We start from the raw sequence: 22,142 nt of genomic DNA on the forward strand, positions 1-22,142 counted from the left end.
GTTATGACGCCTCTATCTGAGAAGTAACGCGACGTTTTGACGTCGTTTGTTGCTTAGGAGAGATTTTCTTAAAACTGGCCGCATAAGTGATGTAAGCAAATATCAGCGCTAGTATCAAAAACGCAATATCAAAGCTAATGAACAACGCATCATCATTCAAAACACTCTGGAAAAATCCACGCTCGGTCGTGAGACTATTAAGAAATGGCGTGAATAAAAGAGATAGGGTGACCAATGATAATAATACACGCCATGCATGACGACTAGGGAGTAATAACGTCAGCACAAAACTACCAGCCCATATCATAAAAAACCCGTCTACTTCCCATTTGGCACGTGCGGTCATCTCTAAAGGTAACAATCGGTTGAGCCATAACAGCCCGACCATAGCCAATGGCAATCCAGCCAGTGTCGCAATGTTGAACTTTTCTACCAGCCAAAATCCCAGATAAGGCTTATCCATAGTGAGCAGTTGGCGACGACGTTTTACGGTCCAAAGCACCAATCCCGTCGCAATCATACCGCATCCTGCTACCCCCAACAAAAAATACATCCAGCGTAACCAATAATCGGCAAAGCGACCTGCATGCAGTCCTACCATGACCGTATGGGTAGTCACAGCGAGTGGCGGTGGTTTACTTTGCTCAAGGATGTCTCCTGTCTGCCCATCATAAATACGAAACGCACCGATTGTCGAGATTTGACGGTCGGCTCTGCTATCAACAATGATTTTACTATGGTCAGTATTGGGGTGATTGATACTGACACTGGTAATCGTATAATTGGGATTGAGTTTTTGCCAATCTGATTGAGCGGTTGTTAATAGCGAGGAAATATCGACCATCGGTGCAGGTTGCAACTCGGTCGCATCGGCGGCTCGATAAGAGTAAATGCCTTCAAAAAGCTGCTTGGTATCAATATCGGCAACTTTGCCGCCCCATGGCATATACAGCGCAACAAGCGTGATGATACCAGTGAACGTAATCATGATATGAAAAGGCAGGGGTAGCACAGAAAAAGCATTGTGTGCATCAAGCCATGAGCGCTGTCCTTTGCCCCAGCGAAACGTAAAAAAGTCGGTAAATATCTTTTTATGAACAATAACGCCTGCAATAATCGCGATCAACATCATCATAGACGCAATGCCGACGATGATTCTGGCCCATATCACACTCATATAATGCAGATCAAAATGCATGCGATAAAAGAAATTGCCGCCCGCCGTGTCTCTTGGTATATAGGCGGTTTGGGTTTGTGTATCAAATTGATAGCGTAATCTTTTGTCGTCAGCACTGGTGGTGACATGTAAACGCTGCTCGTTACTGGTGCTGGTCGGACCTTTGGTGATAAACCAGTTTTTGGCGTTTGGTTGAGTGGCTTGCAAGTGAGCGATTGCCACACCAAAAGGCTCAGGTGTCTGCGCTGTATTTGGCAAATGTTGCGATGAAGAAGGTAGTGTTGAAGACTGAGAGACAGTCGGAATCTCAGGTTGCATCCATGCTGTCAGCTCATTATTAAAATAACTGACCGTGCCCATCAAAAAAATTGTGAACAACAACCAACCCAATAGTAACCCAAACCAAGTATGGACATCAGACATCAGCAGCCGATAGCCTTTTACCTTGGTTTTATCTTTCTGCTGACGTTTGGTCATCGGCACGGATTGGGTTTTAGTAGAGTCTGACATCAAAGATGACCTGATAATAAACGTCTAAATAGTGGCATAACATATCAAGCCTAAGATGCTTGAAATACCCGCCACTACTGCCCATGCTAGCCACAAGCGACGCAATGAAAATACCAAAATAATCACAAGGGCACAGACCACGACACTCGTTATCTGTCCCCAATAAATAGCAGAAATGTCATACATGGGCAACGCCAAAAACATCAGGTCAGTGAGTACCGCGATGCCGTAGCTACCGCCAATTGCTAAAACAATACGACTGATAACGCTAAAGTCTGGTAGATAAAAACCGTGGCTACTTTTTTGGCTACTACGGCGTTGACTCATGTGACGGCCTATGTACTCAAATAATTAAGATTAAAAACGATAGGTCAAGCGGCCCACCACATTCAACGGCTCACCATACGTCAAGCCAAAGAAGTTTTCACCAGCAAGGTACTTTTGGTTGAATAAGTTATTGATGTTGAGTTGTGCGTCTAAATTTTTATTAATAGCATATTTTGCCATGATACTAGCAAGGGTCACATCATCTTGACCATACTTTTCAGAGCGCTGGGTCACAGGATTGGTGACAACGCCATAGTAGCCGTTTGACCAATCAATACCGCCGCCAATAGTTAAGTTAGGAACAACATCGTCAAGATCATAAGTGGCAAATACGTTCAGCGTGGTATCGGCATAACCTGTATTGATGGCTTTGCCGTTCTTGTCTTCAGCATTAAAATGCGTGTAGCCAATAGTGGCTTTTAGTTTGTCGCTAAGCTCACCCGTCACTTCTACTTCGACGCCCTGACTGGTAGCGCCTTTTGCCCCAACGTAAGCATTTTCAAGGCTGGTACCTGGGATGATCTGGCCGCCATCAAGTTGCGCAAGGTTGTCTTGCTCGATTCTAAAAATGCTGACTTGGCTTTGTAGCGCGCCCGTGTCAGATTCGCTTTTTAGCCCGATTTCGTAGTTTTTGCCTTCGATAGGGTCAAGATAGTCGCCTTTGATATCGCGCTGAGTTTGCGGTTTAAAAATGTCACTGTAGCTGGTGTAGAGGCTATGGTTTTTGTTGATATCATAAGTAATACCCGCATAAGGCGTCCAAATATGTTTGGATTCAGTGTCTACATTACGACCATACTGTACACCTGAGCGCTCATAATCAGACACACGAGACCCTAAGATTACGGATAAAGGATCAGACAGTTTGAGCTGGGTCGCAGCAAAAATAGCCTTTTCTTTGATCGTGACATCAGAGCTTTGGGTTTTATCACCCCACGCGGGTTCAGGATAATTACCATCCCAATCTGCAAATTCAGAGACTGGTAGCAATCCATCAGGTGGCGCTTTATAAGTGAATGTATCAAGATCACTCTTATTATAAGATCCGCCAACGATAAGCTTATGCGTTCTACCTAATGCGTCAAAATTACCGGTTAACTCAGTTTTTACATTGACTTGTTTGCGTTCGGTATCCGCATGAAATGGGTTTAAGTTATAAACCAGTCCAACGTCAGGATCAATAACTTGACTGCCATTGGCATAGAGATAGAGCAGTTTTGGGCTACTATCGCTCTCGTTGTAACTGGCTTTAGTAGTTAGATTCCAATCTTCATTAAAATCATGATCGATATCAGCAAAATAGTAAACGTTGTCAGAGTCCCAGTTTGACCAGTTGGGGCTGGCGTTTGTACTGGTATCCCAATCTGCTTTTGAGCCATCACTTAAATAACTTGGCAAACCGCCCCACATGGTTGATTTTGATTTGTTGTGTTGACGACTGGCACCCACACTGACGGTGGTATTGTCACTCACATCTGCATCAACTGTGGCATAAATCAGGCTTTGTCCCAGCTCTTGACGATCGATAAAAGTATCACCATCTTGATAGCTGGCAACCACTCGGCCTCGTACGGCACCGCTGTCAACCAACGCCTGACTACGGTCAACGCTGATACCATAATTGCCATAACGATTGACATTGGCAGACAGCTCTGTGACAGGGATGTCGCTATCTGCACGTTTGCGTATAAGATTGATATTGGCAGAAGGATCACCTGAGCCACTCATCAGACCCGTAGCGCCGCGTACGATTTCCACGTGATCAAACATAGCAGTATTGGCAGAGTATTCGCCCATTGCTGCTTGCTGGACAAAATCCGTATTCAATCCATCGATTTGAAAACCCGTAATCCCAAAACCCCTTGCGGAAAATCCACTACGAGCCCCATCAATACTACCAACCTGAATACCAGAGGTGCGTTTGAGTACCTCTGTTAAGTTGGTTGAGTTTTGATCTTTGATTTGCTGATTGGTGACCACACTGGTGGCTTGCGGCGTCTCTTTTGCTGATAAGGCGAGTCCTGTGGCACTACTGGCGACAGGGATAGTATAGCTATCCGTATTTTCTGTGATTTGTTTGTTTGTTTCTGCTGTGACTACGATGGTGGGTAGCGTGGTGCTTGGTTCTACAGTGCTGTCGGCACGATTGATTTCGCTGCCCTCATCGGTGGTCGTGGTTTGCTGTGAGGTTTCAGCATGGATCATCGAAGAGCTGACAGCCAAAGATGCAATCGCTGATAAGTGCATGGTCTTTTTGACAAACCAACTTAATGTGCTTGGCTTATGTTGCTTTGTACCTTGTGCAATGATAAACATCGGATGATATCTCAATTAAAGTAATAGAAAAATTAGGGCGCCATTTTTCAATAAAGCATTAGATGGCTGACCAATAGACAGTTTGATAAGAAAATATACCGAGAAGTATTCTCAATTGCGTACATGATAATGATAATTATTATGATTAGCAATACAATACAGAAATATTTTTGACACATAGTTTCTGAGTGGAAGTGATGATGAGTTTTTCTAGAGAGGAGAAATCGTAAATATTTATGAACAATATTTTATAGATGTAACAAGCTCATAAGGGTAGGTCTGCGTCAGAGTGACGCTTATTTGTAACTAGGAATTCGCCAAATACAGTGAATAGAAATAAGATAAAATGTATATGAGCGCAGTATTTCAAATAATACTGCGCTCATCATTTGGCTGGATATTGGCTTTGTTTAGTGCAGCATAGAGATAGCATCAGCACTGGCACGCTGTCGTTCTTCAGCATTCAGCTCGATTAATTTACCTCGTTTCATCAACAGCAGTCGATCAGCGTGTTCAAAATATCCGTCATCGTGACTGATGATAAATAAGGTTTTGCCCATGGCTTTTAATTCAGGGATGAGCGTTTGGTAAAATACGCGGCGAAACGCAGGGTCTTGATCTGCAGCCCACTCATCAAGCAGGAGAATATCTTTTTGTTCTGCCACAGAAATCAACATGGCTAAGCGCTTACGTTGTCCTTGTGAGAGCTTATCTGTTGATAGGCGCTCGTCAGTCACGCTGACCTTGTCCTGTAGATTGAGCTTGTGCAGCCACGACGTTACCAACGTCATATCAGGGTCCTTACCTTCGCGACCGACAAGCTGCTTAAACAGATGCTGATCGCTAAAAATAGCAGAAAATAGCTGTCTATAATCAACCACATTGGCATCTGATATAGCCTTCTCATCAACCCTTACCTGACCTATGGTTGGGGTAAAAATGCCAGTAATAATCTTAGCCAAGGTGGATTTGCCGCTACCATTTGCGCCTATCAAAAAGACCACGTCGCCACGTTTGAGCGTCAGATTGACGTCACTTAATATATCGCCAGCCGTATCAGGTGTTTGAATGGCGGCATCTTGAGTATTTTGAACAGTGTCTTCGACACTTTGGTAGCGATATCCAATATCGGTCAATGAGATAGATTGCCAGTTCTGTATGGTGGCATTGGTGGCAAATTCTGGATGATAATCACTAAGTTCTAAAGAGTGAATTTTATCCAGTGCCACTTGAGCGGTTTGTATAGTAGGGTAGGCGCCAACTGCATGTAATAAGGGCGACTGCATAAACAAGATTGTTAAGGAAAAAGTTGTCGCAACACCCATCGGTATATCTAGATAATTGGACAACGCAAACACCACTCCAATAGCGGCGAACATCATAATATTGGACCAATTTACCGCTGATAAATGGAACGTATCGGCCTTGATCACAGATTTTTCATACGATTTAGCATGAGTGACAAAATCGGTTTTGTATAATTTTTCAGCACGGTGCTGGTTCAAAGCCAGCTCTTTGCGTCCTTCGATGATGGACTGATAATCTTGATATAAAAGATCGTTAAGCTCTCTTAATCCTGTTAGGTGTTGATAGACGTGCTTGACCAAGATAGTGCTGATCCAGATTGTTATCGCAATCCAAAATATGACAATCAATAGTAATGGCAGTGATAGCCAACCTAAATAAATCGCCACCCCAGTCGACAAAATCACCCCTTGCACCAACTCTGGCATACGCACAAAAGCGACCGTAATTGATTGAATATCAGAGGACAGACTGGCAATTAACCGCGCACTCCCCAAATGATCGATTTGTGGCACCTTGGTATCGATGATCTGTTTGACCAATTTGGTTCGTAGCTCGTAGACGAACTTATGTCCCAAGCAGGTCAGAGTATATTGCGATATAAACGTGGTAACCAGCAGTAGCACTATCAAGCCTGCAAAGTATCCTAGGCTTAACCATGACAAGGTGTCGAAGACAGGCTGACTGATAAAGGTATGGTTAATATAAGCAATAATGCCCACACTGACGGCCGCATTAATCAAGTTCAGAAAAATAACCTTGAGAAAGGGCAGGCGATAGTATGCCCAAATCATACGATACAAAGACGTTGGAGTGCGAGAAGACATAATGGCTCAGTAATAGAATGAATGTTATGTATGTTTGATGGCATAAAAGAGAGTGAAACCGCGTCCAATCTCTTTTGTGCATGTTATAAATCGTGTCAGGTGAGTAGGGTTGTCAGTGACTCACAGCGAGTGCTTTTAACTCTTTTGTGCTTAGCTACTTCTATTTAGTATTTATGCTTTAATACGGCGCATGAGATACAAGAAGTACGCGCCACCAATGATGGCAGCAATGGTGCCAGCTGGTATCTCGTAAGGAAAAATAATATACCGACCAAGCCAATCTGCGATTACCATCAAAGCGGCACCCAAGATAGCAGCCAGTTGCAACTGGCGTTTGAGCTGAACCGCACCAAGCGTTGTTGCTAAATGAGGAATCATCAATCCCACAAAACTAAGCGGTCCAACTGCCAATGTTGATACGGTACTAAGCGCCGCTACCAAGATTAATATCAAGCTTTGGAACAGTCTTAAAGAAACGCCAAGCTCACGCGCTATGCCACTGCCCAAACTTAGTATCTCTAGGGGTTTTACTATCATTAAACTCAATAAAAAAAGGGCGGCAGCAAACACCACCAGCAGCCATGCAGTCTCAGGACTGGCAAGATAAGTAGAGCCTGACAACCAGCTGAGAACCGCTTGTAGTCGTTGATCTCCGGATATTTTGACCAGACTTAACACACCACCCATTAAGGCTGCAATTGCTACCCCCACCAACAACAAGTAAGCGGCATTTACTCTGCGAGCCAGCCACAAGATCAAACAAAGTACGATAGAGGCGCCCAGTAATCCTGATAGTACAATGCCTGTATAGCCAAAGCTGGGTAAGAAAATAAACGCCAATACCACGCCTATTGCTGAGCCTGAGCTGATACCCAATACTTCAGGACTCGCCATCGGATTGCGAGTCAACGTTTGTAATAATACACCAGCAGTTGCCAGCATGACGCCCGTGGCTGCTGCACTCAAGGTACGAGGAAGCCTAAAATCAATAATTAAATCCCATACGGCATTGAGCTGCCAACCGTTGGCGGTAGCAGTAAAAACGAGTATGCTGCCGATCAGTAAAACCAAAGCAACGCTCCAAGCAAGCAAGTGGGTCTCGCGACGTTCTGAAACAAGTGTTGGCGCAAGATCCTCAGTATGCTTACGGCTTTGCATCATAATCAGCCATATAACCAACGGCGCACCCAATAAAGCCGTCATCGCATCAGCAGGAATATTGAGAGACAGGTAATGCTGTAGTATTGTCGTGACATTACTGGTAATCCACAGTAAAAGCGCCCCAAACCCATAGCCCAATAACAGCCGATACCCGATGTGTCTGACAGAAAACACATTGACGAGAGTAGCCGCGCCCAAACCAATAAATCCAATAGGGCCCACGCGACTGACGACAAGCGCCGTGAGAATCGCCACCAATCCTATGACGATTCCACGAATGAGATTGACAGGCACGCCCAAGCTTTTGGCTTGCCGATCATCTAGGCTCATGATTTCTAGCGGCTTTAACAACGGCATCAAGCTGATAAAGGCAACCACGCTAGCAATGGTCAAAGCGACAGAGACTTGCCAGTTATTTTGGGTAAGACTGCCTGCTGCCCATACCATGATATTTAAGGATTCTTCAGCATAATAGATTAATAATAAAGCGGCGATAGCACCCAGCAAAATATTGGTGACTAGCCCCCCTAGTACCAATACCAAAGGATTCATGCGACTAGGAGCCGCTAGGATAAAGACGATTGCCATACTGCTGATAGCACCAATAAAAGCCACCCAAAAGCTGCCGCCCAAATTGAAACTGGGAAAGAATAATGTGACCAGTAGCAAGGCTATGTTTGCACCGCTACCGACGGCCAAGGTCGTGTCTGAGGCAAGCGTATTTTTTACCAGCTGCTGTAGCAAGACGCTGACCAAGCCTAAGAGACCGCCAGCCGTTGATGCCACCAGCATCGTTGGTAAGATTTGTAGCTGGATACTCATGTCCGTAAGGGATAAGTCAAATGATGGGGTAAACAGCTCAATGAAAGGCAGATTCCATAGCTGCTGCACGACGGCATAACTACTGATTACCGCCATGATTATCAAAAAAACAACCATGAGATAAATACGGCTGGTAGACGAAAAGGTATTTTTAATCATAAGTCGGTATTGCCTACAAAAGTGGCATTCATAAGGCGATCGGCCAAGACATTCATAGAGGCGACGCCACTATTGTTCCATGTTGCGGGCAGTACAGTAAGACAACGGCTTGTACCAGCGGATTTTGGGTTTTCGCTAAAGGCGTATCCTAAGCGCTGCCACACGAGGCTATCTTCTAGCTCTAGTTTTAGAAGATCGCCAATAGGTTCAACGACCACAAGACACGTATCATCATCAAGCTGCGCTAAGTCGCCAAGCATAATGGGCATAAATCCCCATTCGTTGCCGTCTGCAAATGCGGTTAGCTCTAGACCCATGGTATCTAGCGCTGGTTGAAACAAGCTGTTGTATGAAAACATGCGCAAGTTGTTGGTGTCAGCAAATTGTACGACTGCCATTTTTTTGATATAAGGATAGCGTTTGTGAAACGTTTGGCCTGCTTGTGTTATCTGCTTTTTACTCTTATCGAGATACGTTTGAGCGGCTTGCGGCTGATTGATGGATCGTCCTAATTCTAAGGTTGGCTCTATAAAATCTTCCCATTTTGCCATCTGATTTGGACTGGTCAATTCGATAGAATGAATAGGTAAATCGCCGTACATAGGTTGCAGATGCTTATAAAAAGCGTTGTCTATCACCACATCCAAGTCGAGCTGAGAGAACATCTCAGGATTGGGCTGATAGCGTGTACCCACATCGTAGGTATCTGCCGGTATCAGCGGTTTGCCGACCCATTCTTTATAAAACGTTTTGTCACCCATGGCAACTGGCGGATATCCCATACCCGTTAGCGTGGCGGCGATGCCCCAGTCTGGAGTCATCACGCTGGGCGTCTTTTGAGGGTCTGAAGCACTCAATGCTGCTGGCGTTGCATCGGATGATTGGCAGCTACTCAGCAATAAGCTTGAGCAGAGTGCCATGCAGAGTCCGATCGAGGAGGGGATTGCTTTCATATAACCGCTACTTTGTGATTGGTATCGGGATGCGTTAGCAAGGTAAAATCCACCCCAAATATCGACTGCAATACTTCTTTTTGCATGGTGCTTGGAACATCGCCCATGTGGCAAAGCTGACCTTGTTTTAATGCAATGAACTCATCACAAAATCTTGCTGCCAGATTGAGGTCATGTAAGATGATGACCACACCCAATCCTTGCTCGTCAACCAACTGCCGAATCAGCTTTAGTACCTCGACTTGATACACCACGTCAAGTGCTGCTAATGGCTCATCCAATAGCAAAAACTCTGTTTGCTGCGCTAAACACATGGCCAACCACACACGAGCGCGTTCGCCGCCCGATAAGGTAGACACTTGACGGTCTCTAAAGGCATCGACTTGAGTCAGCGCAATGGCTTTGTTTACATGCTCATGATCCTGAGTACTCGGTTTTTGTAGCCATTTTTGATGGGGATAGCGTCCTAGCATGACCAGCTCATAAACCGTAAATGCCCCAGCGTCAGGGAGATTTTGGGGCAGATAGGCGAGATTTTGTGCGAGCGCCTTGGCTGAGAAGTCCTTTAGATTGTGCTCATTGATCTGAATGTCACCTTGAGTCGGTGTCATTTCTCCTGCCATCGCCTTGATAAGGCTGGATTTGCCCGAACCATTATGACCAATCAAAGCATATAGCTTCTTCGGCTCAATTTTAAAAGAAATGGGCTGTAGCAAGACTTTCTTTTGGCGTATCAAGCTTAATTTATTGATGTACATCATAGTGAGCAGTCTAAAGTAAATGAAGCATTCTAAATAAAAACCACTAACTAATGCAAATGATTTTCATTTTTATTCAAGCTGTTTGTGTCACGGTGTCACAATCTTAGGAGGTGCGCCAATACACTTGTATCGTCATGTCTTGACGTGACAGCCCAAGTGCTGACTTTAATTGTGGTCTCAATGATTTGATATCGGCAGCTTCAAGTGCACCCCAGACTTTGTCGATTGTAATTGGCGTGGCGGTTAGGCGCGTGTTCAGGGTGGTCATGATTTGTTCAGTCAGTGTCGTCTTTGCCGTATTGACGATATGTAGCAGATTATTTTGTTTAAAATGCTCGTCATTAGACAATCGCTCACTAAGCGTGAGCGCGTTTAAGTAGCTGATGTCGTCTGCATCATTGGTAATAACGAGGACTAGCGGCGGTAGCGGGTTTTGCCAGTTTTCTAAGAGATTGGCGATGGTGGGTAAAGAGGTTTCGTCACCGATGAGAAGGCATTGACCATTGATAAGGTGGTCAAGCTTTTCAGGATATTCACGCACGCTTTTTATTTGTGCGCCAGTACCAAGAGATCTCGCCCAGTTACCACCTGGGGTATCACCATGAATATAGACATCTATCCAAGCGTTGACAGATGAGCTGTCGGTATCTTGCCATGCTTTTCTTAGTGAGTAATAACGGTACACACCTTGGAACTTATCAGAGTTATCGCTGTCGTCGGCGTCGCTCTGTTCACCTGCGGCTATGGTTGAGGTGACGAAGGATGCACCCAAATCAAATAAATAGGCATAACCGGGCTGATTAAGAGGCGTATTGTCAGGAGCAGTGACCAGCAGACGGTACATATTAGGACTGGCATAATAACCTCCCATCACCGTAAAAAACTGCTCGCGTAGTTTTATCGTGCGTTTGCCAAGCTTGGTGGCGGCTCTCTGTAGTAAGGCGATATACTGCTCTTGCAACGACACTGAGTCACTGACAGGAGCCGTAAAATGAATAAAGTGTTGCTCAGTTGGGTAGGGCGCATGCTCAAAATGAGTTTGGTCGCTATTGATGCTGGTCAACGCCAGCAGCATGCCATCAGGATACAGCTCAACGATTGAAGGTATAGAGTCTTCGCGTAAGGTTGCTTTGGTAAAGACATTGATAAACATGGCCAGCTCGTCTTGGTGCTCATCGTTGATATGATCGACAAACAGGTCTTTATCGGCAACCATCAGTGGCGTTGTATTGGAATTTTCTTGAGTAAACAGTTGAGCCATAGAGCGTTCATCCAGTCTATAAATGAGATAACAGTGATTTTGAGGTGACATTACCGCCTCTAAAAGTGCATGCACAACCAACTTAATTATGCGTATTGGTGATTACAGTGGTTGTAATGTCAGAGGCAGAGTATTGAATAGAAAAAATGAGTGATTGATAATCATTATTATTTTGCTTATTGTTATATCTATTCATTCTCATGTCAATAGCTCACACACCTATTGAGAGGAATGAGGGCAAGACAAACCAGCTTTGACATCATATAGCGAGAAAAAATGTTATATTTAAGCGGCTAAAAGTATGACAAAAATGAGAAAGTTTTGACGGGTACTGTTACTTTTTATACCTCACTACAAAAACGCATCAAGGAGAAAGTATGCGCATCACAGCGAATTTTGACGCAGGTAATATCGACGTTATTAACGTAGAAGATAAAGCAGACATCCAACTGGCTATTCGTCCAGATGTTGGTGGAGAGTTCTTTCAATGGTTTAACTTTCGCTTAGAAGGTCAGGTTGGAGAGCAGTATGTTCTTAATATCCTGAACGCAGGAGAAGCCTCATACTTGGAAGGGTGGGAAAATTATCAAGCAGTTGCTTCATACGATCGTCAGCATTGGTTTCGTCTGCCCACGTCTTATAAAGACGGAAAGCTCACCATCATTGCCGACTTAGATCATACAACCATTCAGATTGCGTATTTTGCCCCTTACAGTTATGAGCGTCATCAAGATTTGCTAGCCGCCGCTCAACAGCACCCTTTAGTAACATTGGAGCATTTAGGCGAAACCCTTGATAAGCGTGACTTAACCTTGGTCAAAATTGGTGATGGCGACACGAGCAAACGAAGCATTTGGATCACGGCACGTCAGCATCCTGGTGAGACCATGGCTGAGTGGCTGATCGAAGGCTTAATAGATAGCTTGTTAGATGATGATAATGCCAATAGTAAGTTGCTATTAGAAAAAGCCAATGTCTATATTGTACCGAATATGAACCCCGATGGCAGTGTACGCGGGCATCTACGTACCAACGCAGTGGGGACTAATTTAAACCGTGAATGGTCAAATCCAAGCCTAGAGAAGAGTCCTGAAGTCTTTTATGTGATCAATAAAATGGAAGAGACGGGTGTCGATTTGTTCTATGATGTACATGGTGATGAGGCATTGCCTTATGTATTCCTTGCAGGTTCTCAAGGAGCGCCAAGTTACAACGAGCGACTTGCACGTCTACGAGATAAGTTTTCAGAAGTATTGACATTGGCCAGTGCTGATTTTCAATCTGAGGTTGGTTACGAGGTCGATAAATTTGGCGAAGCAAATATGACACTTGCTACCAACTGGGTGGCAGAGCGTTTCGATTGTCTTGCCAATACGTTAGAGATGCCTTTTAAAGATAATAATAATTTACCTGATGCAGAGACAGGGTGGTCGCCTGCACGCTCTGCAAAATTTGGCGAAGCCTCGCTAACTGCAATGCTGGCAGTCGTTGATGATCTGCGTTAGTTGCTAAATTAATATTGAGTGTTGAGATGGTATTTATGGTTAAAGATGTTCTGAATCTAGTGAGGTTTACTCGCTAGGATCAGAACCAGGTGGAAACTCATGACGTAGCTGCGCCACATTGGCCGCAGTCACGGTATCTGTGAAGGCATTGAGATCGCTATGCACGTACTGCGTGACGGCTGCTATTTGCTCGTCGTTCATCATGCTATGGAACGATGGCATACCGCGCAGACCATTCATGACGACGCTGATAATATAGTACTTCGATTGCATCTTACTATTATTGGCGAGCGGCGGATAGTAGCCTGCGCCTTGTGCACCTTCACCTTTAGACATATGACAGCCCGCGCAAGAATCATTGTAGAGCTTTTTGCCGTTGGTCGTAAAAAAACCAGTTTTACCTTGGGTGCTGCCTTCAAATTTGGTAAGCCATTTTTGTAAGTTGGCATCTTCGGCCATTTTCGGTATCGATTCGACATCAACGATATTGATGGGCGGATGGGTTAGCTCGTCATCGGACATATAGACGGCGCCCCAAGCACCGTTATTTCGGCTGGCTTGATGATCAAAAGTCGTTGCAGCCGATTGGTCACTGGCAATAGTAGGCGCGTTTTTTTTGGTGTAGTGACTACACCCTGATAAAAAAGCCATACCACCTATCATCACTATGATTGGTAAGTGATATGACTTATGTGAGGTCAAATTCATTAATGTTGTTTTTATCATGACTACTCGCCTTAAGTAATATACTGACTCAGAAATACCTATCAACCAGTCATTTTGGAGGTTATTTGCTGAACTAGCCGAGTTTTTTAGCTCTTTGGTGTAAGCGCTTGGCCGCATCCATACCTGACAGTATCGCGCCTTCTTGCCACGCTGGAATGTGTGAACAGTGCTCACCAGCCAGTACGATACGATGATCGATAGCGCATAGCGTCTTGTAGTATTGTTTGCGGCTCGATTCACTCCAAATACCGTAGCAACCGAGCGACCAAGGAATACGATGCCAAGCGACTGACGTACCCGAACGGAATTCTTTGGTATATTGAGGGTGAATGTATTTGCCATATTCAAGCGCTGCATTGATGCGCTCTTTTGGCGTCAAAGAATTGAATTTGTAAGAGGATTCTCCAAAGCCGTAAGCGCCCAAAAGCACACCTGACCCTGAGGTAAATAAATCTTGCGAAGGATAAGATATTTGGTTGATAGGTAAGTCGGTATAAGTAATGCCGCCATAGATCCACTCATCTTCTTCCCAAAAGCGCCGTTTAAACTCAAGCCCCACTTTGAATGAGCTTTCATAAGGCACAGCAGCCATTGCTTGTTTCATAGGCTCTGAGACATTGATGTCGATTTGTGTCAATACAGATAAGGGGATATTGCAAATACACCAATCAGCGCGAATGCTTTTGACGCTACCTTTTGGAGTGCTATTGTCAGAGTTATTAACATCTACATAATCAACGGTGACGCCAGTGTCGTCTTGATGGATTCTAGTTACCTTGGCGTTAAATTCAATCATGTCACGACATTCACGGGTGAACGCCTCACCGATTTTACCCATACCGCCTACTGGCTGGAACATGGCAGGTTGATGCACATAAACGGTGTAGTTGGTGTATATGTCCGACCACATGCCAGAATTCAATAATTTGTCCCGCGGTATCGGGGTCGATGGCTTGGCATCAGGCATAAGTCCGCCACCTGGATAAACGCTATAACCGCGATGTTTGCTGGTTTCATGGCTTTTGACATAGCGATAGTTATTATCAAGTACGCCCCATCCTTTTAACCCTTCTAACAGCTTTTCTTTGTCTTCTTTGGTAACAGTATCATCCAAGCTACCTTTGTTGACAGCTTTAGACAATAGCTCTGACACGTAGCCACGAATATCGCTTTGTACTTCACCTAAGCGCTGCGGTGTGCCACTAAAATGATTGGTACGATGCAAATACGCGCGATCGTTGGTTTGGATAAAAGGTTGTAAGGCAACATTGAATTTTTTGCAATAATGGAAGACCGCGTAATGATGGATAGGTAATCGCCAAGGTCCGCCATTGAAGTAATTGCCTTTTTCAAAATCACAAGTGACCTCTTCGCCGCCAAGCTCGGTATATTTATCGCCACTATTCAACGTCCAACTGCGTCCGCCACCGCGATTTTGATATTCCAGCACCGTCACTTTATAACCTGCTTTGCGTAACTCATAAGCGGCCGTCAGCCCGCCCAAGCCTGCCCCAAGAATGACAATACTTGCACCAGAAGGCGCGCCTTTTAAATTCATTTCTTGCTTGAAGCTGGACTCAGAAGCGAACCCTAAGGTAGTCATGGCTTGATACATAGCGGTCGCACCAGCCGTTTTACCGATCATCGAGAGCAATTGTCGTCTTGTAGGCGAGGGCAGCGTATCGTTCATCTCATTATCCTTAATTTCGATAGTAACAAAGTCAGCAAGTTTTCAAATCTATTTAAAACGTTAGCTTTTGTTCTTAATAATACGTTCGACATCACTAGCACTGACTTGGCTGGTGGTTAGACCGCCAAAATTAATGCGCACATAATTGGTGATATCAGCGATTTGTGCGTGACTCAAATCTTCATTGAACCCAGGCATTTTGGGCGCAGTATTAAACGCGCCTTTTGCACCAAACGCGATCACACTGATAAGTGCATCGGGTTTCGCACGGCGAATACTACTAAGACCGACGATAGAGGCATAACGCGCATCAGGTTGAGCATAACCATCAACGCCGTGGCAGCTTGCACAATGAGCCAGATATAAAGATTTTGGCGAATGGCTATCGTTTGTATTTTGGCTTAAGAGCGCGGTTTTGGCTTTTGTCTGTGCCAGATAATCTTTTTGCTCAATCAAATCATAAGTAATAGAGGTGCTGACAGGGTTTGGTAGCCGTGCGATATTGACGGGTATCAGATAATCGTCTGTCTTGATGGCAGGGACGACTTTTAGGTAAGATGCCATCGCGCTCAAATCGTCATCAGTTAAGTAGCGGGTGCTATGTCCTACTGCTTCTGCCATAGGGCCGCCCGCATAAGCCCGCTTATCAAGTTTGCCAGTTCGTAGGTAGGTGACGATGTCACGCTCACTCCAACGCCCAATACCAGTGTCAATATCAGGGGTAATATTAGGAGCGAACCATTTACCAAGCGGTGCACCAGAGAGGTAGCGATCTTTATCGAGGCCTTGCGTGAGGTTACGCGGCGTATGGCAAGTGCCGCAGTGTTCTAAATTATTGACCAGATATTCGCCGCGCTGCTGCACGGGTGTCAGATCAGTACGGTTTTCGGTAGAAGGCACATTGATGACATTCCATGCGAGCATCAAGCTACGAATGTTTAAAGGGAAAGACAGGTGAGTGGTTTTTTCAGGTGGTTTATCGACAATAGCAACCGTTTGGAAGTAAGCAAATAAAGCGCTAATATCATCATCAGTCATGCCATGATAAGAGGGATACGGCATAGCAGGGTACATTTGATGATTTGGTGAGCGACCTTTGCGTAGCGCTGTTGCAAAGTCAGCTTGGGTATAGTTACCGATACCGTAGCGCTTAGATGGCGTGATATTGGTTGAGTAAATATTACCAATAGGTGTCTCAATAGCCACGCCGCCGCTATAATCCTCACGGTGACAAGCCATACAATCTGCCGTACGGGCAATATAAGCCCCGCGATTGACCAAATCGCTGTTAGAGGCGCTCACATTGGGTAAGCTGATTTTAGCAGGCAGGTCAGTGTGTGTGATATAAAAGCTGTCCAAATTTTTATCGTCAGCTATGACAGTGCCAGAAGCCAATGTAAGCCCGCTCAATACCAATATCGATGTCGTGATAGAAAATGGCTTCATAATATCCTTATGACGCTAAACAAATAATGTTAGTCAATCGTCCTTGATTACCTTTACTAAAATAAAACTATTTTTCAGTAATAGCTACTGTTTCATCGCCTCAATCTGAATTTTTAAATCAAGATGCTTAGTCAGACCAAACAATGAATATTTATTGATATTCCATTTGGTTCGATCTATGGTAGTGGCAAACTCACCACTACAAACCTGTTTGTTAATGATAGAGTTTACATAGCAATTGAATGTAGTGGCCGTTAGACTGATGGGATGAGTTTTACCGTTTAAGGTTAAATTGCCATCTACTTTCGTCACCGCATTTTTATTAAAATACCAGTTAGTTGACTGAAAGCGAGCAGATGGAAAATGCTGCATGTCAAAAAAATCAGCCCCTTTTAAATTCTTGTTAAGCGTTTGATTGCCTGTTTCTAAAGAGCCAATAGGTATCATCAGTGAGATATTGCCTGATTGTGAACTCGGATCGTATTGGAGTTTACCTTTAACATTGTAGAATCCACCAGTAGAGGCGGCCGTTTTGAAGCGCTCAAGTGAGAAGCGTATATTGGTATTGGTAGGATTGATGATGTAGCTCGCAGCATGACTATTTACGATGCTACTTAACGCCAAAAGGCATCCTGCAAACGGTTTATAAGCATTTACTATTAATCGATTGATCCCTAACCCTACCATAGCCATATTCCATTATTGATGCGTCACTTGCATAACAATCATTGAGTTATGATAAGTTGGCGGTTTTCATAACATGAAAACAGGCCAATATCCAATGATATGAATCAGATGGTTTTTGTATTTTTGAAGAGGAATCACATTTCAATTCAAAGTGTCAATGATATGACACTTAATATAAATGGTAGATCATTAAGAAAACGTTAAGATGATGCAGCCGAGTGAATAAAAGCTGTCTGTAAGAGCTGTTTTTATTGAGTAAGAGGGGTTATCACGATGACAAGCAAGCCTAACATGGGTACATTTATCGTTACTGCCTTAAAACATTGGCATAGCAAACATCAGCACATCACACCGTAGTTATTGATCAATGGTTGAAAACTTTCGAATTGACAAAAATTGTTTGTCATAAACAACAATATGATGCCTACAATCAATAAAATAATCGCCCACAAGAGTAGCGTTAAAGGCCAGTTGGTCAAATCTTGATAGCCGCATTGCTTACAACTCCAAGCAGCACGTTCTAGTTTGGTGCCGCATTTTGGACACTGATTATGATCAATAAACAATGTGGCCTCCTATCCATACAGACTTTATAAAAATTATATATCCAATTAATCAAGTAAGCAATTGTTTATTAAAGTATCGGTAAGGTAACAGGGTTTGAATCAAGATTGATGCGTTCAAAGGTGAGCAGTTCTAAAAACGTAGATTTAGCAATTCATATCTCTCGCTTTCTTTCAATTATTCTTAATTGCTATTTAAGTTGTTCGATTTTTTTCAAGAAGGCCATAATTTCAGTATAATAGTGCTCTGTACTGACAAGCCCACCTAGACGTTTGTTTTACCAGTCGGATGACGTTTAGATCGATGTTGTTCATTAACGAACAACAGTTGTACTAGAATTGGCATTATTATTTGCTATCTTTTTGACAGCTTCCGCTTTAAATTCGGTACCATATGTCTGTATTAACTTCGTACCACCATACACTTTTAATAAGAAGATTTTACTATGCAAACCAAACGTCCGTTATACATTCCTTTTGCTGGACCAGCCCTATTAGAAACCTCTTTATTAAATAAGGGTAGCGCTTTTTCGTCAGAAGAACGGGATAACTTCAATTTAACAGGTTTATTACCTCATAACATTGAGACGATTGAAGAGCAGTCACTACGTGCTTATCACCAACTTCGCTCGTTTAATAATGATATGGATAAGCATATCTACTTGCGTAATATACAAGACACAAACGAGACCTTATTTCATCATTTGGTTGAGCAGCATATTGAAGAAGTGATGCCCCTCATCTATACGCCAACCGTTGGCCAAGCTTGTGAAAAATTCTCACAAATCTATCGTCGTAAACGCGGTTTATTCATCTCTTATCCTGAGCGTCATAACATCGATGACATGCTGCAAAATGCGACCAAGCAAAAGGTAAAAGTTATCGTTGTGACCGATGGCGAGCGCATCTTGGGCTTAGGTGATCAAGGTATTGGCGGTATGGGAATCCCTATCGGCAAATTGTCTTTATATACGGCTTGCGGCGGTATCAGCCCCGCTTACTGCCTACCAATCTTATTGGATGTCGGCACCAATAACCAACAATTGCTTGACGATCCGATGTACATGGGCTGGAGAAACCCACGCATCTCTGGTGATGAATATAATGAATTCGTTGATTTGTTTATCCAGGCGGTTAAACGTCGTTGGCCAGAAGTATTGTTACAATTTGAAGACTTTGCACAAGAGAATGCGACCCCGTTGTTGAACAGATATCGTGACCAATTGTGCTGCTTTAATGATGATATTCAAGGAACTGCTGCTGTTTCAGTCGGTACATTGATTGCAGCGTGTTTAAATAAAGGTCAAAAACTGAGCCAACAAAGAATCGCTTTCTTAGGCGCAGGCTCTGCAGGTTGCGGTATCGCAGAACACATTATTCGCCAAATGCAACGCGAAGGGTTAACAGAAGCGCAAGCTCGCAGCCAAGTATTTATGGTGGATCGTTATGGCTTATTAACAGATAGCATGACAGAGCTACAAAAATTCCAAGTACCGCTAGTACAAAAAGAGTCTGATATTGCCCATTGGGATAAGAGTCAAAAACTTGGCTTGGCGCAAGTGGTTAAAGAAGGCAAAGTCACGGTATTGTTTGGTGTCAGTGGACAAAAAGGTCTGTTTACCCAAGAGGTAATCGAAACCTTATGTGCAAACACGGAACACCCAATTGTATTGCCGCTATCAAATCCAACGTCTCGCGTTGAAGCGACACCGCAGGAAGTGATGAACTGGAGTCGTGGTAAAGCGATTGTTGCAACCGGCAGTCCTTTTCCTCATACCACTTTTGAGGGTCAGACTTTCGAGGTTTCTCAGTGCAATAACAGCTATATTTTCCCCGGTATTGGTTTGGGTGTTCTGGTATCGCATGCGACGGGTATCAGCGATAATATGTTGATGGCTGCTAGCCAAGCATTGGCAGATATCTCCATGGAATATGAAAAAGCACCAGGTGCTATATTGCCTTCAATCAATTACATTAGAGAGATTAGTGAAAAGATTGCTTATGCAGTAGCACTACAAGCGATAGAAGATAAGCTGGCCTTACCAGTCACAGCAGAAAATCTAGAGCGTCGATTAAAAGCCAACTTCTGGTTGCCTAGATATCGCAATTATCGTCGTACTTCTTTCTAGACGTTAGAAAGTAGCTAAGAAGTAACTAAGAAGTAATTAAGAAGTAATTAAGAAGTATCAATGAAAAAGCCGAGTACTACTGTGAGCAGTGGTATTCGGCTTTTTCGATTTGCAGGTTACGTTTTTAGAATGAGTGATTTTGACTTAGAAGATCAAGGTGATACAGAGCCCTCGACTATTATTTTGGTTTAAAATGTTCGCGGTGGCGTCATCCATAAAGACATCAATACCTGCTTGCTCGCAGATTGACTTGACGATAGAGAGTCCTAGCCCAGTTCCTTCCACCGTTTGTGCGCTCTGACTGGCACTATCTGATCTCGATTCATGGCTATCATCACGGAGTTGCTCATCGCTACTTGATAACTGATTAAGCCGTACAAAAGGCTCAAAAGCATTTTTATACTCATGAGGGTGAATGCCTGTGCCTGAATCTATTATCTGTAATACCACTCTGCTATCCGATGCTTTAGACAAATGCCTTGGTTTTCCAGAGTGAAGGACATGGGTGCCAAAATTATACGGCATATCTATAGCGGATTTATGTGAGCTGTCCAAGTTTGGTTCAAGTTGATACAGTTTCACAATGACTTGACCATTAGCTGGTGTGTAAATAATGGCGTTTTGAATAAGGTTTTTGACGAGCATGAATAATGAAGTCTCGTCTATAGTTACGTTGCTATTAGGTTGCAAATCAACGGTCAGCCCGACGTTTTTATGATCAGCAATAGGGATGAGTAAGCCAATGACTTGCTCGACAATAAATGTGACGTTGGTCGGTGTGTCATCGTCTTCTAATGCAGTCTTAATATTGCCAGCTCGAGCGAGTGTTAATAGCTGCTCGACCAAACTTTGATTACGCTTTAGGCGGATAGCCAGTTTATCTAAACCTTCTGACATGGCTTTATCATCAGCAATACGTTGTAATCGCTGTAGCTGTAAGGAGATGGCAGTCAGCGGCGAGCGCAGTTCATGGGCGGCATCTGCTATAAATCGCTGTTGACGCTCGATGCTACGCTTTACCACCGCCAATAATCTATTTAAGGATTCTGCTAGTGGTAGCAATTCAGAGGGCAGTCTGTCAATCTGTAAAGGGCTTAGATCGTTCTCATTACGTGCGCTGATTTCATGATGCAATTGGCGCACAGGCTTCATCATTCGCCACATGATAAAAGGCAATAGAATTATTAAGAAAGCGATACCGATAATAAGGGGTAAAAAAGATTGTAGCGCACTGGCCTTGGCCAAATCGTCTTGGAGCTCCGTTTGTTGACGCAAGATAAGTGCGACTGCTTCATCATGATCTAAGGAGGTAATCTTCACGTCATTCCTATACGTTCGCCAAGAATGACCGTCAATATCTTGATCGCTGATTCCTAATGGAATGTCAGACAGTAACGCCATCGGTATCGGTGCTGAGTAATCATGCTCATCATCAGTTTCATTGTCCTGATAGTCTTGTACTTCATTATCGAGTGGGGCTGTGAGTATGATGATATCAACGGTAATAGCACCATCATCGTCATCGGTGTCAAAATGGATATTGCTGCGCGCCCAATCCTCATGGCCTAAACGAGCTGCATCGCTATCCAAATCTCTATTACTTAAGTCTCTATTACCTAAAACACTGATATCAAGTGACTGCTCTAACAATGCTGCTGTATTTTTCAAGTTATCATCTTGAAAGTCGCTTATCTCATTGTAGCTATACCAAAATCCATAACCACCAGCGACAATAGCCAATGATAATAATGACAAAACAGACCAAAAGATGAGCTGGAACTGTAGGGAGTTTAAAAGCTTACGGCGTTTAGACATCT

15 protein-coding genes are annotated in these 22,142 nt (G+C 43.8%); 2 read left to right on the forward strand and 13 right to left on the reverse strand.

The genetic code is table 11. The features are described 5' to 3' along the window. Window position 1: 1 nt before the first annotated feature. From CZ794_RS04425 to CZ794_RS04460, 8 genes are all read right to left on the reverse strand, one after another. Window positions 2-1,687, reverse strand: coding sequence for a PepSY domain-containing protein (locus tag CZ794_RS04425; RefSeq protein ID WP_087040456.1), 1,686 nt, complete (start codon window positions 1,685-1,687; stop codon window positions 2-4). 24 nt (window positions 1,688-1,711) lie between these two features. Further along, complete coding sequence (locus CZ794_RS04430; protein ID WP_087040458.1) at window positions 1,712-2,014, reverse strand: hypothetical protein; 303 nt, start codon at window positions 2,012-2,014, stop codon at window positions 1,712-1,714. 30 nt (window positions 2,015-2,044) lie between these two features. Next, complete coding sequence (locus tag CZ794_RS04435; RefSeq protein ID WP_087040459.1) at window positions 2,045-4,330, reverse strand: TonB-dependent siderophore receptor; 2,286 nt, start codon at window positions 4,328-4,330, stop codon at window positions 2,045-2,047. 410 nt (window positions 4,331-4,740) lie between these two features. After that, window positions 4,741-6,462, reverse strand: coding sequence for a multidrug ABC transporter permease/ATP-binding protein (locus tag CZ794_RS04440; protein ID WP_087040461.1), 1,722 nt, complete (start codon window positions 6,460-6,462; stop codon window positions 4,741-4,743). 171 nt (window positions 6,463-6,633) lie between these two features. Further along, the gene (fhuB, locus tag CZ794_RS04445; RefSeq protein ID WP_087040462.1) at window positions 6,634-8,604 is read right to left on the reverse strand and encodes a Fe(3+)-hydroxamate ABC transporter permease FhuB; all 1,971 of its coding nucleotides are present in this window, start codon (window positions 8,602-8,604) and stop codon (window positions 6,634-6,636) included. Continuing rightward, window positions 8,601-9,557, reverse strand: coding sequence for an ABC transporter substrate-binding protein (locus tag CZ794_RS04450; protein WP_087040464.1), 957 nt, complete (start codon window positions 9,555-9,557; stop codon window positions 8,601-8,603). The genes fhuB and CZ794_RS04450 overlap by 4 nt, the downstream gene beginning before the upstream one ends. Next, window positions 9,554-10,318 carry an ABC transporter ATP-binding protein gene (locus CZ794_RS04455; protein WP_087040466.1) on the reverse strand — a complete coding sequence of 255 codons (765 nt, stop codon included), beginning with the start codon at window positions 10,316-10,318 and terminating at the stop codon, window positions 9,554-9,556. The genes CZ794_RS04450 and CZ794_RS04455 overlap by 4 nt, the downstream gene beginning before the upstream one ends. Window positions 10,319-10,421: 103 nt before the next feature. Continuing rightward, window positions 10,422-11,579: a siderophore-interacting protein gene (locus CZ794_RS04460; protein WP_179207242.1), complete on the reverse strand. Its 1,158-nt coding sequence runs from the start codon at window positions 11,577-11,579 to the stop codon at window positions 10,422-10,424. 377 nt (window positions 11,580-11,956) lie between these two features. Here CZ794_RS04460 and CZ794_RS04465 point away from each other — a divergent pair, with 377 nt between their 5' ends. Next, the gene (locus CZ794_RS04465) at window positions 11,957-13,084 is read left to right on the forward strand and encodes a M14-type cytosolic carboxypeptidase (RefSeq protein ID WP_087040469.1); all 1,128 of its coding nucleotides are present in this window, start codon (window positions 11,957-11,959) and stop codon (window positions 13,082-13,084) included. 66 nt (window positions 13,085-13,150) lie between these two features. Here the strand turns inward: CZ794_RS04465 and CZ794_RS04470 are convergent, their stop codons facing one another. The 4 genes from CZ794_RS04470 to CZ794_RS04485 all read right to left on the reverse strand — a co-directional run bounded on the left by CZ794_RS04470 (window position 13,151) and on the right by CZ794_RS04485 (window position 17,633). Beyond that, complete coding sequence (locus tag CZ794_RS04470; RefSeq protein ID WP_087040677.1) at window positions 13,151-13,792, reverse strand: cytochrome c; 642 nt, start codon at window positions 13,790-13,792, stop codon at window positions 13,151-13,153. A gap of 91 nt (window positions 13,793-13,883) precedes the next feature. Further along, the gene (locus CZ794_RS04475; protein WP_087040470.1) at window positions 13,884-15,500 is read right to left on the reverse strand and encodes a flavin monoamine oxidase family protein; all 1,617 of its coding nucleotides are present in this window, start codon (window positions 15,498-15,500) and stop codon (window positions 13,884-13,886) included. Window positions 15,501-15,560: 60 nt separating this feature from the next. Further along, window positions 15,561-16,946, reverse strand: coding sequence for a cytochrome c (locus CZ794_RS04480; RefSeq protein ID WP_087040472.1), 1,386 nt, complete (start codon window positions 16,944-16,946; stop codon window positions 15,561-15,563). Window positions 16,947-17,030: 84 nt separating this feature from the next. Beyond that, a complete protein-coding gene (locus tag CZ794_RS04485) occupies window positions 17,031-17,633 on the reverse strand; it encodes a YceI family protein (RefSeq protein ID WP_087040474.1) in 603 nt (200 codons plus the stop codon). Window positions 17,634-18,642: 1,009 nt separating this feature from the next. Between CZ794_RS04485 and CZ794_RS04495 the strand changes: the two genes are divergently transcribed. Further along, the gene (locus CZ794_RS04495; RefSeq protein WP_087040477.1) at window positions 18,643-20,325 is read left to right on the forward strand and encodes an NAD-dependent malic enzyme; all 1,683 of its coding nucleotides are present in this window, start codon (window positions 18,643-18,645) and stop codon (window positions 20,323-20,325) included. Window positions 20,326-20,469: 144 nt separating this feature from the next. On the opposite strand, the gene CZ794_RS04500 is transcribed toward CZ794_RS04495, so the two are convergent. Beyond that, window positions 20,470-22,140 (reverse strand): HAMP domain-containing sensor histidine kinase, encoded by a 1,671-nt coding sequence (locus tag CZ794_RS04500; RefSeq protein WP_087040480.1) that lies wholly within the window; start codon window positions 22,138-22,140, stop codon window positions 20,470-20,472. Between the last annotated feature and the right edge of the window lie 2 nt (window positions 22,141-22,142).

The organism is Psychrobacter sp. JB385 (assembly GCF_900163785.1).
In the GTDB taxonomy this organism is placed as follows: domain Bacteria; phylum Pseudomonadota; class Gammaproteobacteria; order Pseudomonadales; family Moraxellaceae; genus Psychrobacter.

Coding starts and splice junctions, on each gene's coding strand:
- CZ794_RS04425 (WP_087040456.1), bottom strand. CDS start 1,687: ATGTCAGACTCTACTAAAACCCAATCCGTGCCGATGACCAAACGTCAG.
- CZ794_RS04430 (WP_087040458.1), bottom strand. CDS start 2,014: ATGAGTCAACGCCGTAGTAGCCAAAAAAGTAGCCACGGTTTTTATCTA.
- CZ794_RS04435 (WP_087040459.1), bottom strand. CDS start 4,330: ATGTTTATCATTGCACAAGGTACAAAGCAACATAAGCCAAGCACATTA.
- CZ794_RS04440 (WP_087040461.1), bottom strand. CDS start 6,462: ATGTCTTCTCGCACTCCAACGTCTTTGTATCGTATGATTTGGGCATAC.
- fhuB (WP_087040462.1), bottom strand. CDS start 8,604: ATGATTAAAAATACCTTTTCGTCTACCAGCCGTATTTATCTCATGGTT.
- CZ794_RS04450 (WP_087040464.1), bottom strand. CDS start 9,557: ATGAAAGCAATCCCCTCCTCGATCGGACTCTGCATGGCACTCTGCTCA.
- CZ794_RS04455 (WP_087040466.1), bottom strand. CDS start 10,318: ATGATGTACATCAATAAATTAAGCTTGATACGCCAAAAGAAAGTCTTG.
- CZ794_RS04460 (WP_179207242.1), bottom strand. CDS start 11,579: ATGGCTCAACTGTTTACTCAAGAAAATTCCAATACAACGCCACTGATG.
- CZ794_RS04465 (WP_087040469.1), top strand. CDS start 11,957: ATGCGCATCACAGCGAATTTTGACGCAGGTAATATCGACGTTATTAAC.
- CZ794_RS04470 (WP_087040677.1), bottom strand. CDS start 13,792: ATGAATTTGACCTCACATAAGTCATATCACTTACCAATCATAGTGATG.
- CZ794_RS04475 (WP_087040470.1), bottom strand. CDS start 15,500: ATGAACGATACGCTGCCCTCGCCTACAAGACGACAATTGCTCTCGATG.
- CZ794_RS04480 (WP_087040472.1), bottom strand. CDS start 16,946: ATGAAGCCATTTTCTATCACGACATCGATATTGGTATTGAGCGGGCTT.
- CZ794_RS04485 (WP_087040474.1), bottom strand. CDS start 17,633: ATGGTAGGGTTAGGGATCAATCGATTAATAGTAAATGCTTATAAACCG.
- CZ794_RS04495 (WP_087040477.1), top strand. CDS start 18,643: ATGCAAACCAAACGTCCGTTATACATTCCTTTTGCTGGACCAGCCCTA.
- CZ794_RS04500 (WP_087040480.1), bottom strand. CDS start 22,140: ATGTCTAAACGCCGTAAGCTTTTAAACTCCCTACAGTTCCAGCTCATC.